Annotated in this window: 14 protein-coding genes, 1 tRNA gene and 1 pseudogene; 6 read left to right on the plus strand and 10 right to left on the minus strand. The window is 68.1% G+C overall.

The genetic code is table 11. The features are described from left to right. Positions 1 to 3 precede the first annotated feature (3 nt). Both O7613_RS03910 and O7613_RS03915 read right to left on the minus strand, forming a co-directional pair. The gene (locus O7613_RS03910) at positions 4 to 1695 is read right to left on the minus strand and encodes a tetratricopeptide repeat protein (RefSeq protein ID WP_282292124.1); all 1692 of its coding nucleotides are present in this window, start codon (positions 1693 to 1695) and stop codon (positions 4 to 6) included. A 48-nt stretch (positions 1696 to 1743) separates the two neighbouring features. Then, positions 1744 to 2214 carry a MarR family transcriptional regulator gene (locus O7613_RS03915; RefSeq protein WP_282292125.1) on the minus strand — a complete coding sequence of 157 codons (471 nt, stop codon included), beginning with the start codon at positions 2212 to 2214 and terminating at the stop codon, positions 1744 to 1746. Positions 2215 to 2264: 50 nt separating this feature from the next. On the opposite strand from O7613_RS03915, the gene O7613_RS03920 reads away from it, so the two are divergent. Together O7613_RS03920 and O7613_RS03925 are read left to right on the plus strand one after the other, a co-directional pair. Continuing rightward, positions 2265 to 2786 carry a VOC family protein gene (locus O7613_RS03920; protein ID WP_281584160.1) on the plus strand — a complete coding sequence of 174 codons (522 nt, stop codon included), beginning with the start codon at positions 2265 to 2267 and terminating at the stop codon, positions 2784 to 2786. Positions 2787 to 2834: 48 nt separating this feature from the next. Further along, the gene (locus O7613_RS03925) at positions 2835 to 3725 is read left to right on the plus strand and encodes a hypothetical protein (protein WP_282292127.1); all 891 of its coding nucleotides are present in this window, start codon (positions 2835 to 2837) and stop codon (positions 3723 to 3725) included. A 69-nt stretch (positions 3726 to 3794) separates the two neighbouring features. On the opposite strand, the gene O7613_RS03930 is transcribed toward O7613_RS03925, so the two are convergent. Then, positions 3795 to 3968 (minus strand): DUF4236 domain-containing protein, encoded by a 174-nt coding sequence (locus tag O7613_RS03930; protein ID WP_269701047.1) that lies wholly within the window; start codon positions 3966 to 3968, stop codon positions 3795 to 3797. Between the two features lie 218 nt (positions 3969 to 4186). Between O7613_RS03930 and O7613_RS03935 the strand changes: the two genes are divergently transcribed. After that, positions 4187 to 4720: a flavin reductase family protein gene (locus O7613_RS03935; protein ID WP_281584158.1), complete on the plus strand. Its 534-nt coding sequence runs from the start codon at positions 4187 to 4189 to the stop codon at positions 4718 to 4720. Between the two features lie 9 nt (positions 4721 to 4729). Here O7613_RS03935 and O7613_RS03940 read toward each other — a convergent pair whose 3' ends face one another. Continuing rightward, complete coding sequence (locus O7613_RS03940; protein WP_281584157.1) at positions 4730 to 5185, minus strand: Rrf2 family transcriptional regulator; 456 nt, start codon at positions 5183 to 5185, stop codon at positions 4730 to 4732. Positions 5186 to 5192: 7 nt separating this feature from the next. Then, complete coding sequence (locus O7613_RS03945) at positions 5193 to 6107, minus strand: AraC family transcriptional regulator (RefSeq protein WP_282292131.1); 915 nt, start codon at positions 6105 to 6107, stop codon at positions 5193 to 5195. Between the two features lie 144 nt (positions 6108 to 6251). Between O7613_RS03945 and O7613_RS03950 the strand changes: the two genes are divergently transcribed. Continuing rightward, complete coding sequence (locus tag O7613_RS03950) at positions 6252 to 7028, plus strand: glucose 1-dehydrogenase (protein ID WP_282292133.1); 777 nt, start codon at positions 6252 to 6254, stop codon at positions 7026 to 7028. Positions 7029 to 7113: 85 nt separating this feature from the next. On the opposite strand, the gene O7613_RS03955 is transcribed toward O7613_RS03950, so the two are convergent. Next, positions 7114 to 7545 carry an SsgA family sporulation/cell division regulator gene (locus tag O7613_RS03955; protein ID WP_007457244.1) on the minus strand — a complete coding sequence of 144 codons (432 nt, stop codon included), beginning with the start codon at positions 7543 to 7545 and terminating at the stop codon, positions 7114 to 7116. A gap of 367 nt (positions 7546 to 7912) precedes the next feature. On the opposite strand from O7613_RS03955, the gene O7613_RS03960 reads away from it, so the two are divergent. Then, positions 7913 to 8326 carry a TIGR02611 family protein gene (locus tag O7613_RS03960; RefSeq protein WP_282292134.1) on the plus strand — a complete coding sequence of 138 codons (414 nt, stop codon included), beginning with the start codon at positions 7913 to 7915 and terminating at the stop codon, positions 8324 to 8326. Positions 8327 to 8376: 50 nt separating this feature from the next. After that, positions 8377 to 8448, plus strand: a tRNA-Val gene (locus tag O7613_RS03965). 78 nt (positions 8449 to 8526) lie between these two features. Here the strand turns inward: O7613_RS03965 and O7613_RS03970 are convergent. The 4 genes and pseudogenes from O7613_RS03970 to O7613_RS03985 form a co-directional block, all read right to left on the minus strand. After that, positions 8527 to 8715 (minus strand): annotated as a pseudogene (locus O7613_RS03970) (site-specific integrase); the annotation flags it as partial. Between the two features lie 362 nt (positions 8716 to 9077). Further along, complete coding sequence (locus O7613_RS03975; RefSeq protein ID WP_282292135.1) at positions 9078 to 9695, minus strand: hypothetical protein; 618 nt, start codon at positions 9693 to 9695, stop codon at positions 9078 to 9080. A 1360-nt stretch (positions 9696 to 11055) separates the two neighbouring features. Beyond that, the gene (locus tag O7613_RS03980; RefSeq protein ID WP_282292137.1) at positions 11056 to 12357 is read right to left on the minus strand and encodes a hypothetical protein; all 1302 of its coding nucleotides are present in this window, start codon (positions 12355 to 12357) and stop codon (positions 11056 to 11058) included. A gap of 71 nt (positions 12358 to 12428) precedes the next feature. Beyond that, entirely contained in the window at positions 12429 to 13661 is a 1233-nt protein-coding gene (locus O7613_RS03985; RefSeq protein WP_282292139.1) for an ATP-binding protein, read from the minus strand. Positions 13662 to 13932: the final 271 nt, after the last annotated feature.

Below are 13932 nucleotides of genomic sequence, written 5' to 3' on the forward strand. Positions count from 1 at the left end.
CGGTCAGCGGCGTCGCTTCGTGCAGACCGGCCCGGCGCGGGCGACCGTGTCGGTGGACCAGACGAGCGCCACGGTGAAGCAGTAGTCGGTGGTGCGGTCGAGCCCGTAGGCGATGTAGTCGCCGCTGCCGGCGGGCAACGTCGCGAACGTGCCCTGCGGCTGGCCGGCGCGGCCACCGGCGACCACCACCGGGCCTTCGGCGCCGCGCGGGTACGTCCAGCTCAGCACGATGCTGTCGCGCCGGTCGGTGATCGTGAACCGGCCCGGTGGGGTGCCCGGACGGGCGGCCGGCGGCGCGCTCGCGGTGGGGCGGGTGGAGGCGGGCGGCCCGCTCGACGGGCCCGCCGACGGCCCGGTCGTCGGCGTGACCGGGGCGTCGCGGGAGCCCACCTTGGACACCCCGGCGATCACCGCGATGGTGCCGAGCAGCAGCGCCACCACCACGCCGAGCACCGCCAGCGGCAGCCAGGGCCGTTCCCGCCGGGGCGGGACGGGCGGGCGGGGCACGTGCACCGGCAGGTAGCGCGACGGCGACTCCGGGGACGGCGGCACCCGGCGTACGCCCGGCGCGTCGTCGGCGAGCCCGGCCACGGTCGGCGGCAGCGCCTCCTCACCCGGTCGCCGGGGCTGTTCGGCCGGCTCGCTCGACCGCCAGGGCTGTTCCGTCGGCTCGCTCGACCGCCAGGGCTGTTCGGCCGGCTCGCTCGACCGCCAGGGCTGTTCGGCCGGCTCGTCCGGTCGCCAGGGCTGTTCCGCCGGCTCGTCGGGCGGCCACGGGTAGTCGTCGTACGGGTCGCCGTCGGCCTCGGGCGGGGTACGGGGCGTCGGCACGTGCGCGGTGTCGGCGGCCCGGCCGGGCGGGTGGTAGAGCGGCGTCTCCACCGGGTCGTCGAGCGCGGGCGGGGCGTAGGGCGGCAGGTCGGGCGGCCCCTCGGCGGACGAGGGGACGCGGGCGGCGGGCACCACCGGCGTCTCGCGCGCGGGCGGCTCGGGCGGCGCGGCGCAGACGTGGTCGGGGTCGGCGGCGGCGCGGGCCAGCCCGGCCACCTGGACGGCGAGCGGGTCGTCCACGGCCAGGTGCTGGCGGCACAGGTCCTCGGCGAGGGCCAGGTGCTCGTGCGCGTCGTCGTACCGGCCGCAGTCGCGTTCCATCGCGCCGAGCTTCGCAAGCATCTTGATGCCGCTGGGGTGGCCGTCGCCGTAGACCTCGCGGTGCAGCTCCCAGGCGTCCTGGAGCCGGTCCCGGGCCACGTCGCACTGGCCGCGCGCGTATTCCACAGTGGCCAGGTCGGCGTGCGCGGCAAGCACCCGTTGGGACTCCGGCCCGTCACGGGCGGTCAGCTCGATGATGACGTCCGAGTAGAGCCGGGCGGCCCGGGCGTCGCTGCCGACGCGGTGCAGCACCGCGGCGAGCGTCGCGGCGGCGGTGACGGTGCGCTCGTCGGAGCGCCCGAACAGCCGGGTGGCCGCCGCGTACGCGAACGCGGCCCAGCCGCGGGCGGAGTGCGGCTCGCCGAGCGCGACGAGCAGCCGCGCCTGGAGACCGGCCGCCTCGGCCAGCTCGGGGGAGGCGTTGCCGGGGCGGGGATCGGCGTCGCTGAGCGCGTCGGCGAGCAGTTGCTGCGCGCCGGTGAGGTCGCCTTCGGACACCAGTTGGTGCGCCTGGACGGTCAGGTCAGCGAAGCCGGAGGACACGCCCCATCGTGCTCATCCGGCGACGTTTAGTACAAGCCCCGGAGTGGATCAGTTTGGTTCCGATCCGGTCAGGTGGTCGGCGAGCGTTTCGCTGATCCGGCGCAGCTGGTCGACCTGGGCCGGGCTGAGCGCGTCGAACAGGTGTCGGCGTACCCCCTCGACGTGGCCGGGCGCGGCGGCGGCCAGGGTGGCGAAGCCGTCGTCGGTGAGGACGGCGAGCTGGCCGCGCCGGTCGGTGGGGCAGTCCTCCCGGCGGATCCATCCGGCGGCCTCCAGCCGGGTGGCGGCGTGCGAGAGCCGGCTGCGGGAGGAGCCGGTGGCGTCGGCCAGCTCGCTCATCCGCAGCCGCCGGTCGGGGGCCTCGGAGAGCCGGACCAGGATCTCGTAGTAGGCGTGCGGCATGCCGGCGTCGCGTTGCAGCTCGCGGTCGAGCGTGTCCATCAGCGCGCGGGAGGCGGCGAGGAAGGCCCGCCAGGTCCGCTGCTCGTCGGGGTCCAGCCACCTGGTCATGACGCCCATCATACCGACAATAGTTGAATGCTCAACTAAGCCGCGCTACCGTCGGTGGCATGGGAATCCACCGCCTCAACCACGCCGTCCTCTACGTCAGTGACCTGGAGCGCAGCGTCGCCTTCTACCGCGACGTGCTGGGCTTCCGCCGGGTGCCGATGACGCCCGACGGCTTCCGCGGCGCCGCCTTCCTCCAGGCGCCCGATTCCACCAACGACCACGACCTCGGCCTGTTCGAGATCGGCGCGGCGGCCGGGGCGTCCGAGGCCGGCCGGCGCACCGTCGGCCTCTACCACCTCGCCTGGGAACTGGACACGCTCGACGAGCTGGGCGCCACCGCCGAGCGGCTGGCCGCCGCCGGCGCCCTGGCCGGCGCCTCCGACCACGGCACCACCAAGAGCCTCTACGGCCGCGACCCGGACGGGCTGGAGTTCGAGATCGTCTGGATCGTCCCGGCCGACCTGCTCGACGACGCCACGCTCGCCGCCCGCAAGCGGATCGGCCGGCTCGACCTCGACCGCGAGCGGCAGCGCTACGGCGGACAGACCCGCGGCGGCGTGGGCGTCTCCGTCCCGTCCTGACCGGGGTTCCCGGCCGGACCGGTCGCGCGGTGCGGTAGAAACGGCACCATGTCGACCGACGCCGTCCTGCGCGAGCTGCTCGTCCGCCAGCTCGACCACTGGCTCCCCGCGGCACTCCAGCGCGCGCGGCGGGCCACGCTCGCCCTCGCGTACGCCGGCAACGCCGCCGCGGGCGCGGAGGCGGCGCTGGGCGTGGTGGGGGAGTTCGCCGACCGGCTGCGCGGGCGGCGGCTGACCGTGCTGGTGCTCGCTGACGGCGACGCGGACCTGCCGACGCGGATCGGCGCGGTCGAGGCCACCCTGCCGGCCGACGTCGCCGTGCACGTGGTGTCCGGCCGGCCGGACCGGCTGCCGGTGGCGCTCAAGGCGGCCGGCGCGGCCGGGGCGCCGCTGCTCGCCGTGGTCGACGGCGGCGAGCCCGACCGGGCGCTGCTGGCCGCCGTCGCGTCCGGCCGCCCGGCCGAGCTGCTGCTTGTCACCGAGCCGGGCCGGTCGCTGCGCCCGGCGCTCTCCGCCGCCGGCTTCCCGCTCGCCACCGAGGTCGAGCTGGTGCCCGCCGGCGACGCGCCAGCCCGGCTGCTCGGCTACGGCACCGGCTCGGACCGGGGCCTGGAGGCGCTGAAGGAGGCGCTCTGGGCGGTCGACGAGTTCGCCGGGGTGCGCTACCGCGACCCGGCCGACCCGACGGGGCGGCTGCTCGACATCGGTCCCGACCCGGAGCCCGGCCCGCTGCGCCGCGAGCTGCTGGCCGAGCTGGGCCGCTCCGGCCCGCTCACGGTGACCGAGCTGCGCCGGTTCGCCGCGACCGCCACGGTCTACCGGGCCGCCGACGCCAACCGCGCGCTCGTCTCGCTGCTCGACGACGGCGCGGTGACCCGCGACCCGGAGCCCGGCCGGCTCGGCGGGGACGTGGTGATCAGCGCCGTGCGGACCGCCTGACCGCCACACCCGCCCGAACGACGAGTGGGGTGCCGGCGGATCGCCGGCACCCCACTCCTCGCCCGGGGATCAGGCCTTGTCCTGCTTCCAGGAGAGCGGCCCCGGAAGGTCCACGCGGTGGGCGCGGGTGTTCGAGTTCCAGGACCAGCGGCCGATCTTGATGCTCCACGAGGAAAACCCGTTCTGGGTGAAGTGGAGGATCAGCGGCCCGAACTTCTTGCGCTTACGGAACTGGACGCCCATCGGGGGTGCCTCCTTCGTCTCCCTGCCTCTGCGGGATCGAACATGCCCGGATCGACGAAAAGCGAAACCCGGTCGCCTCCGCTCTGGACGGTGGATGTCGCACCGGGCACAATCTCTATCCAGCGGGTAGGTTATAGGGGGTGGCGGATGCTGGTAGAAGAAGATCAGCGCGAGAGTAACGATCAACATCTCACTGCATGGAAGAAGGCGGTGGCGTCGTGACCACCGTGGAGCGGCCCGCCACCGTCGAGCTGCGCCCGGTCGACGTCGACTCGTTCCGTGGCCTGCTGCGCCGCCAGGCGACCACGGTCACCGTGGTCACCACGCCCGGCCTGCACGGCGGCCGGCACCTGCCGACGCTGCCGCCGGCCGGCTTCACCGCCACCTCGTTCACCTCGGTGTCGCTGGACCCGCCGCTGGTCTCGGTCCGCCTCGGTCACGCCTCGGCGAGCTGGCCCACCGTCGCGCACGCCGAACACGTGGCGGTGCACCTGCTCGCCCCCGACCAGCAGGAGATCGCGCAGATCTTCGCCACCAGCGGCATCGACCGGCTCACCGTCCACCCCGGCTGGACCGCCGGCCCGTTCGGGGTGCCGCTGATCGGCGACGCGCTGGCCGTGCTGCTCTGCCGGGTGGTCCGCCGGCTCACCGCCGACGACCACACCGTCGTGCTCGGCGAACCGCTGGCGCTCGGCCTCGGTGCGGACGACGACCCGCGCGGCCGACCCGTCACCACGCCCGAGTCGTGGTGACCGTCCCGGTCAACGCGGCTCCCACGCGTCCGGCTGGGTGGTCAGCTTGCGCACGTGCGCCGGCAACCGGCCACTGACCAGCTCGTCCAGGCTCACCTCGTCGACCACCCGCCGCACCGAGGCGCGCACCGCCACCCAGAGCCGGGGCAGGTTCTCCGCCGCGCCGTCGTACCGGGTCTCCTCGGGGCGCAGGCCGCGTACCCCGGCCAGCGGGCCGTCGACGGCGCGCAACACCTGCCCGATGGTGACGTCGCGCGGCGGCCGGGACAGCGTGTAGCCACCCTCGGCGCCGCGCTGGGCCCGCACGATCCCCGAGCGACGCAGGTCCGCCAGGACCGCCTCGAGGAACTTGCGGGGCATCTCCTGCTCCGCCGCGATGGCCTGGGTGGACAACAGAGTGGGGTACGCGGTGGCCAGGCTCAGGGCTGCCCGGACCGCGTAGTCGCCGCGCGCGGAGATCTGCACCCTGACATCATGCCTGGCCGTCCCGCACGGCGGAGTCGGCGGGAGGGCGCGGGCGCACCGAACGGACCGGAAGCGGCTGCTCCCGGGCGGCCCGGAACGCGCCCGGGCTCACCCCGACCTCCCGGGTGAAGAAGCGGCCGAAGTTGGTCGGCTCGGGAAAACCGAGCCGCCGGCCGATCCCGGCGATCGGCTCGTCGGTGGCGGCCAGCAACCGCCGGGCCTGCAACGCCACCCGCTCGTCGATGACCTGCTTGGCGCTGCGGCCGGTCACCGCCAGGCAGGCCCGGGTCAGGGTACGCACGGAGCAGCCGAGCTGGCCGGCGTAGTCCTCCACCCGGCGGGTACGCCGGTAGCCGCGTTCCACCTCCCGGCACAGCCGCCGGAACGTCTCCGCCTCGGCGCCCGGCGCCGGCCCGTCCCCGGGATGCGGCAGCAGGCTCAGCCGCAGCAGCAGCACGGCGAGCTGGTGCCGCAGCAGCGCCGCGGCGGCGGGCACCAGCGCGTGCCGGTCGGCGTCCACGGCCAACTGGGTCACCTCGCTGATCACCGCGTCCTCGTCCTCCCCGGCGAGCTGGCGGTAGGTGGGCACCGCGTCCGGGTCGACGTCGAGGCCGCGCAGCGCGTCTGGCCCCCAGCACACCACCGTGGCGTCGAGCTGCGGACCGAGGCAACGCAGCACCTGGCCGGGCCGGGCGTGCAGCAACGTGCCCGGCCGGCAGGACACCGCCCGGAAGTCCAGCTCGGCGGTGCCGTGGCCGTGCGTGACCAGGATCAGCAGATCGTGGTCGAGCAGGACCGGCCGGGGCCAGCCGGGTGCCGGGGTGAGATCGTCGAGCGCGCCGGTGAAAATCTCGTCAGCGCTGAGGCGGGGCTCCGACAGGCCGGTGCGGAAGGCCGGGGAGGGCTGACCGGTAGTGACCATTGACCCGACGTTAACCGGCTTGGCCGCACCTTGCATCTCGGCGGTTCACCCTTGTCGGGGCGCCTGACGGACGGTTAGGTTACCGATCGGTAAGGCACGGGTCGGCCGACGGCCGTGACCCGGGAGGACGGCGATGGGATGGGCATGACGGATCTGTTCTCGGTCGACGGCAAGACGGTCCTGGTCACCGGCGGTTCGCGGGGGATCGGGCTGATGATCGCGCGCGGATTCGTGCGGGCCGGCGCCCGGGTCGTCATCTCCTCCCGCAAGGCCGACGTGTGCGAGTCGGTGGCCGAGGAACTCTCCGCCGACGGGCACTGCGAGGCGATCCCGGCGGACCTGAGCAGCGACACCGGCGCGCTGGGCCTGGCCGAGGCCGTGCGGCAACGCCACGACCGGTTGCACGTGCTCGTCAACAACGCCGGCGCCACCTGGGGCGCGCCGCTGGAGGACTACCCGGAGAGCGCCTTCGACAAGCTCTGGGCGGTGAACGTCAAGGCCGTCTTCCGGCTCACCACCGCGCTGCTGCCGGCGCTGCGCGCCGCCGCCGACCTCGACGACCCGGCCCGGGTGATCAACATCGGGTCGATCGACGGACTCCGGGTGCCGTGGATGGAGGTGTACGCCTACTCCGCCACCAAGGCGGCCGTGCACATGCTCACCCGCGGCCTCGCCCACCAACTCGCCGGTGAGGCGATCACGGTCAACGCGATCGCGCCCGGCCCGTTCGAGAGCAAGATGACCGCGTTCGCGCTCGACGACCCCGAGTCACGCGCGGCCATCCGGCAGCAGGTGCCGCTGGGCCGGATCGGACGCCCCGAGGACATGGCGGGCACCGCGATCTACCTCGCGTCGCGCGCCGGCGCGTACCTCACCGGGGCGGTCATCCCGGTCGACGGCGGGATCACCACGCGCGGCTGACCCGCGTACCCCGGGGTGTGGGGGTGGAAGACGGCCCGGGGCCGCGCGGACTCGGCAGATCCGCGCGGCCCCGGGTGTGGCGTGGTCAGCGACCGGCGAGCAGCCGGTTCACCGCGGTGTCGACGTCCAGGTGCTCGGCCTCCCGGCCGCGCGGAACGACGACGTAGGTCCGGCGCAGAAAACGCACCAGCACGCTGCGCGGGACCTCGAACAGCGCGTTGCCGTCCGGGGACGACAGCGCGAGCGCGACGAAGTCGCCGCGCGGGGTGGCCCACGGCCAGACCCGCACATCACCGATGCCGGCCGGCTCGTCGAGCCCGGTGACCAGCAGCTCGCGGGCGAACGACCAGCTCACCGCCTCGCCACCGGCCGATTCGGCATGGAACAGGACATGGACCGCATACGGGTCAGCAGGGTCGTAACGCAGGCTGGCACGCACCGGCAAGGCGGTGGCGTCAGGCGCGACGAGCCTTAGCGACGTCTCAACCTCGACGGTCGTCGGTCGAATGACACTCATGGACGTTCTCCCCCCGGCACCGCTGCGGAACGCGCGTGTCCCGCTTTTCCCATACTCAGGTGCTGCTCCTGGCTACGCTCCGCCATACGCTGACTTCACCCAGTGGTGGGAAGGGGGTCGGAAAGCCCCCGGGACCAGCCCGGCCCCGAGTAAAATTTCCGATTCCGCCCACTCCGTCGTTCCGCCCGGCAACGGGTGGTTCAGTCGTCGACTTACTCCGGTAACGTCCAGTCGTCAGCAGGGGTGACGGTCCCGGGCGACACTGGGGGTGGAAATGGCCGCGAGGAGGACCTCCTCGGTGGCGACGAGGACCGCAGCCGATCGGGGGGACGACGTGCCGGTCGACGGGCGTTCGCAAACCGCTCTCATGGAGCGGCGACGGCGACGGGGCTGGCGCGCCCGCCTGCACACCACGCTCGACCTCATCCGCGCCAACCCCACCGGCCGCATCGCCCTCAAGATATTCATCGGCATCCTCGGCGCCGTCGTGGTCACCGTCGGCATCGCCCTCATCCCGCTGCCCGGCCCCGGCTGGCTGCTCGTCATCGCCGGCCTCGGCGTCTGGGCGGTCGAGTTCCACTGGGCCCGCCGGCTGCTCGCGTTCACCCGCCGGCACGTCAACGCCTGGACACGCTGGGTCACCAGCCGATCGCTCGGCATGCGCTTCGTGCTCGGCCTGGTCGGGCTGGTCTTCGTGTCCGTGGTGGTGTGGCTCTCGCTCAAGTACAGCCTGGGCATCGACGTGGTGGCGGGGATGCTGCACTACCTCGCGACGCACTGAGGCCCGGTTTTTGGGTCCGGCTCGCCATCGGGTAGAGTCATGCGCGCTGAGGGCGATTAGCTCAGCGGGAGAGCGCTTCGTTCACACCGAAGAGGTCACTGGTTCGATCCCAGTATCGCCCACGCAGGTCAAAGGCCACTTCCCGGGTTCGGGAGGTGGCCTTTCTGCTTGCGTACAGCAGCTTTGTACAGCAGTTCTCGTCAGCGGCTCGGGGAGTCGCCGAGGCGCTTGAGCGCTTCTCTCGTCTTTGTCGATGTGACCTGCGTGTAGATCTCCATCGTCACCGCGAAGCGGGCGTGCCTGAGCACCTGCATGGCGACTCTGGGGTGGACGTCGAGGTCGGCCAGGAGGGTGGCGCAGGTTCTTCTGGCGTCGTGGACGGTGATCGGCGTGACCTTCTCTCCTCTTCAGGGGTGGCAGGGACGGGAAGCACCACCAGCCGTGGACCGGTGTCCGCTGGTGTTCGTCGTGGGTGACTTCCGTGGCGTCGATCTCTGGGGCATCTCCGACGTCGAGTCCAGCGATTCGGCAGGAAGGGTCCGTCGGCAGCTTGCGATCCGTGGGTGGTTGCGGGGAGAGTCATCCCGCCAGCCGACCCGGGCGAGTCGAGCAGGCCACCGCCCGACCCGCCAGCGTCCGTACGGGCGTCAAGGCCATCTTGACGTGGCGGGCCGGGCGGCGGCCCGCTCCCCAGGAGGGCGGGTCGACGGCAGACAGTGAGGATGGCGAACGTGCCGTGAGGAGGGGTGTCTTATCCCGCCAATTGGGAAGCAATGGCACCAATTAGCGCACCAATGAGTGCCACCACTGTAGTTGTGAAGACGGTAAATCGAGTATCTATGCGGGCCGCCATCTGTTCAACTGAGGCTCGAATGCTGCTTACGTCCAGCGACGTAACGAGATTGACCTCTTGAGGATACTCCTGCTGGAACAGCAAATTCATGTTTCCGCTTGATGCGCTCTCATCGAAGACCAGGCGGGTTCTACTCCACTCCCTCTTATTCTCTTCAATTGTGACGAGTCCAAGCCAAGTGGCCGCGATAAAGCGAGTCGAGTTCTTCCGCCATCCCCGAGTGCGCCACAAGGGCTTCAGCCTTGCGCGCAATGGAAGGGTCCCGAAGAGGGCGCGATTATATTGCAGAGTAAGTAGATCGGCCACGCTGGCGCGGGCATCTTCTTCCGCGACGGCTATAACCCGCCCATGGCTGCGCAGCTTGGTGTACATGTGGCAGACGAAGTTAATATGCGACAACAAGGCGGAGGCGAGTTCCAGGGGTGTTTCCCGATCCCGCACCTCAACCTTCAAGACGAAGCGACCCTGAGTGGAGAAGGTCGGGATGACAGTCTCGGCGACAGGCTCAATCAACATGTCCGAGTGTGCGAATGGGTAGCCGCAGTTTGAGCCACAGGAGAGTCGGCGTAATGACAATCCGCTGTCTTCGGCCGCCTTCTTAAGGATCTCTAGGACGACTAGGCCACCCGCAGTTCCGAATGGGCGCGCAGAGGAACTATGAAGCCACGTAACGAGAACGGTTACCCCGTCCCAGGCTACCCAGTATTCGTCAGAAGGGACCTCGTCCTCGTTTTTACCCTCGACTTGCAGTCGGCGGGGAACTTGGATATGCAACCGTATCGCGGGTTGAACGCGGAGGGCGTGAATGTGGGTATGGGTCGCCCCTTCCGTCCTCATGCTTTTTTTAGACTTGCCTGGCCTGAAAGGCGGAACTACATAACGAACATCTTCTACCGATGCTGTCAAAACGGGCGGGGCGTCGATCGACTTTACGCGAGGGTCCTTCTCAAGGCTCTCTATTAGGCCCGAGTAGCCCTCCTTGTCGTCGCGGACACCGTGCCGAACCAGGATGCAGATGCCTACCCGTCCCACCATCTTGGCCAGGCGTGTCGGCTGCTCCAATGGACTCCTCCTAGCCCTTCGACCGTCGAATAAGAGTACGGCTCAAGCGCATCGGATGCCTCCCGGCCAAGTGTCTGCCAGGCGACAGTCGGTCACGACCTCGGGCAGGATGAAGGGGCCGTGCCTGGCTTCTGGTCATCGCTGGATGTCAAGGGTTAGACAAGAATGGCAGGGCAAGCGGCACGCGGAAAGATAATCAGGTCATTTCGGGCAGATTGGCCTGGTAGCCGGAATCGGACGGGATGCCCGTCTTGCTGTCACCAACAGCGGCGCTCCTACTCCAAGCATCACAAGTCAGACACCATCACGGCTTTGCCGGGTCCCTGCCACCAGTCCAGCCAGCACCGGCCCTCAAAGCGATCCGTACCGTCATCCTCCCAGAGCGACCGCCAGCCGACCGCAGGTGTGAGAGAACTTTGTTTACGTCTATCAAAGCAGCCCTGAATGGGCCGGGCACGCCGCCGGGGCGCGTCCGTCGCTCCGCTGGCGCTCCGAGTCTGGCCACGCACCACGCCCGGCGGCTGGCGCGGAGGGGGTAGCCCCCTGGGCCGCCGGCTGACGACAGGCAGTGCGGGTGGTGGGGTGGGTCGCTGGGTTGGTCTGACTCACCGGCAGAGCGACGGTTGCTGTCCTTTCCCACGCACCCACACCTAACAGCAACGACGCGTCACCGAAGCCCTCAGCAAGCAAGAAATCCTCCGTTACCCCAAACGCTACGTCTACACCGCCCTATGCGCCGATTTCACCGCCCTCACCCCTGAGGTCCATAGGAGCATCGGGATGGCACATGACTTGATGTCGGCCAGTGCACCCACTACCAGTAGATAGCCACGATTTCGGTTTCCATAAACTTCTCGTCTCCCCTGGCAGGAAGGGCCAGCGGCGGTGTATCGACCCTCATGGCGGATCCCCCGGGCCCCAGCCCTTGCTCTTGACGCGCCCTAACCCGAAGTTCAGCGACTTGCGCGGCATCGACCTCCCGCCCACCCAAGGTGGCGATGTACGCGGCAACAGATGAGAAGGCCTTGCGGCTCTCAGTTACCCCCACCACCAAATCCGCCATCTCGCTCGCGATCTGCTCCACCTGCCTACGGTCGATTTCGGTCAACTCGACGCCAGCGCAACTAGCAAGCATATCCCCGAAAGCGCACAGCGCCCGCACTCTCGGCTCCATCACAGGCTGCCGACGCTTCGCGCCTTCGGCAAATGCCTCCAGCATGCCAGAACCGAGCATATTTACTTCATCCATGAATTCGGGAACGACCTCGCCAAGCACATCCGCTAATTTGACAGCAGTCCACTCCGAGCGCAGGCCGTCGTGATCGAACCTGCAAAGAACTCTGAACCTGGACTTCGAAAACAAGATGCGTCGGATGTCTTTCCAAAACAGCGACTCCTCGGCTACGCCGACGAGCAGGAGCTTCTTTGTTGGAGGGCGGCCAGCGTCGTCAAGTTGCCCGAGAAGGCGTTGATGTGCCAGGTAATCAACTCCTCCGATTGACACTACCTCGTAGTCTATGACCCGACACCTCAGCGGCACTAGGCCTGCCATCAGCTTGCTGAGAAGACCATTAAGCTCGATAGCCTTGTCTAGCGCGCTCCTGTCTGTATCGGCAAAAAGCTGCTTGCCTTCCCTCATAAGGTCAGCGAAGGTGGAGATGATGACGCTCACCCGGAAAGCGGGATCGGCCTGCACCTCAACCTCGATGTCCGCTAGACGTCCGCGCCGCAGTCTCTGGCTCGGTATGACCCAGACGTCGTCCGCTACTCCCCCGGCTGCATTATCAAGCAGCCTTCGGGCAGCATTGCTGCTTTTCGGCGGCTCCTCCAACAGGATAGGCCGCAAGACTAGCGAGCTTTTCTCTTCCCGATAGAGCCGCTTAAAGGTAGCCTGAATCGTCGCTTTGCTCACTACCTTGGTGTCTTCGGTCCAGGTCGTTTCTCTTTGAGAACCAACGCGAGTCTTGAGAGCCTTCCAATTCCCTTCGAAGTGGCTGCTGCGTTGTTCCTTACTCGCCTTGGTTAAGGTATCCGTAAACTCGTTTGGAAGCTTTCCTAGGCGAGAGGAAAGAAGGCTTGTGACGCTAACCTCATCGAGGTACACGAACTCACGCAACTCCATCTCTCGTTGAAGCGCAGCAAGTTCACGGCGTCGGCGGCGCCGCTGCTCCAGCCAGCCCCAACCGATCATTGCGTTTCCTCCGCATGTTCTTCACGGGAACTGGCTACTACGCGCGCTCTCTGGCTGGCAACGCGCTCAAACCCGCCAAAATAGTCTTCCTCAACGATCACATCGCGTTCATCTTTCACCGCTAGGAGAGCGGCCTCACTCCAGATTGCGGCAAGTTCTGCGGGCGACCACGATTCGGTCTTCTGAGCAATAATCGAATGAGGCATCTCGCCTCGGATGTTCAGCTTGCGCGCCGAAGTTCGCAGGACCACCTCCCGATCTTCGAGAGGCGGCAACGAGAAATGAATCTCCCAGTCGAATCGGCCGGGCCTGCGCAAGGCGACATCGATATCCTGTGGGCGGTTAGTTGTCGCGACGACCACAACATTCGTGTCGATACTGAACCCGTCTATAGAAGCGAGCAGTTGACCGACGATTCGCCGGGATGCCTCGTGTGAATTGTCGTTCCGCTGGGTAGCGAGGCTGTCCATCTCGTCGAAGAAGACGATAGCCCTGTCTTGCTCGGCGGCATCATCGAAGATTGCACGAATAAGCTCCTCGCTCTGGCCGTACCACTGGCTCAAAACCTGAGGGCCGCTAACCTGGTAGAAGGTAGCACCCGCGCGGTTTGCAATAATTCGAGCGAGCATCGTCTTGCCAGTTCCAGGAGGGCCCGTAAAGAGCACTCCCTTAATTGGCCTTGCGCCAATCTTCGCAAGCTCGCTATGCTTTCTGAGAGGGAGCTCAATCAACTCCTGCGCCCTCTCGACAATCTCGGAGAATCCACCGAAGTCGTCGAACGACGGGTAGTCGCTTGGCTTTGTCCTGAACTCCTTAGCCGAAACAGGATCTTCCCGAAGGTCGAGATACCTAATAGGCTCTTTCGTTAGAACCCTTTGAATTCCGGCCGAATCGGCTCCTTCGACGGTGTTTCCCTTCTTTAACTTGAAGCCCTTCGGCGACGGGAACGCTCGTATCCTCCCACCGACGTCTACAATTACCTCTTTTTTCAGGACCAACCGGACAATGCCAATCCACTGCTCCTCGCGCCACAAGTGTCTTGGAGCTGGCCGCACTTTTGTGAGATCTGCGCTAACTAGGACGACGTCCCCTTTGGCGAAGTCGTCGTCTTCCAGAATGTCATACGGGATCACAAACCCATTGGGGAGTTCTACGATGAACTCGTTGTTATCGAGATCGACATGAAGAACTCGACCAACGATTTTCTTGGGATCACGCTCGGGTGTCATAGCCTACTGCAACTCACCATTCTGATTACGTGATGTGTTTCGCCACGCCGATTCCCGCGCGGCAGTCAAGTCACTCCACTTCCCCTTGGCGACAGATGTTGCCGCCAGGGCGACGGGGCCACGACCCTTCTGCCGGGGTCTCACTCAGGGCTGCACCATGCCACAGCACAACCTGTGTCCGCGACCCCCCGCGCGTACCCGAGCGATCAACTGTCGAGAAGTAGGCAGGTTGGTTACGGACTACGGGCCAAGAGCACTGCGGAACCTGCGA

This window comes from Micromonospora sp. WMMD975 (assembly GCF_029581215.1).
GTDB lineage: Bacteria > Actinomycetota > Actinomycetes > Mycobacteriales > Micromonosporaceae > Micromonospora.

Bases quoted from the DNA above. Each gene is read 5' to 3' on its own strand.
- O7613_RS03915 (WP_282292125.1), bottom strand. From the start codon at position 2,214: ATGGGCGTCATGACCAGGTGGCTGGACCCCGACGAGCAGCGGACCTGG.
- O7613_RS03920 (WP_281584160.1), top strand. From the start codon at position 2,265: ATGGGAATCCACCGCCTCAACCACGCCGTCCTCTACGTCAGTGACCTG.
- O7613_RS03925 (WP_282292127.1), top strand. From the start codon at position 2,835: ATGTCGACCGACGCCGTCCTGCGCGAGCTGCTCGTCCGCCAGCTCGAC.
- O7613_RS03930 (WP_269701047.1), bottom strand. From the start codon at position 3,968: ATGGGCGTCCAGTTCCGTAAGCGCAAGAAGTTCGGGCCGCTGATCCTC.
- O7613_RS03945 (WP_282292131.1), bottom strand. From the start codon at position 6,107: ATGGTCACTACCGGTCAGCCCTCCCCGGCCTTCCGCACCGGCCTGTCG.
- O7613_RS03950 (WP_282292133.1), top strand. From the start codon at position 6,252: ATGACGGATCTGTTCTCGGTCGACGGCAAGACGGTCCTGGTCACCGGC.
- O7613_RS03955 (WP_007457244.1), bottom strand. From the start codon at position 7,545: ATGAGTGTCATTCGACCGACGACCGTCGAGGTTGAGACGTCGCTAAGG.
- O7613_RS03960 (WP_282292134.1), top strand. From the start codon at position 7,913: ATGGAGCGGCGACGGCGACGGGGCTGGCGCGCCCGCCTGCACACCACG.
- O7613_RS03975 (WP_282292135.1), bottom strand. From the start codon at position 9,695: ATGTTGATTGAGCCTGTCGCCGAGACTGTCATCCCGACCTTCTCCACT.
- O7613_RS03985 (WP_282292139.1), bottom strand. From the start codon at position 13,661: ATGACACCCGAGCGTGATCCCAAGAAAATCGTTGGTCGAGTTCTTCAT.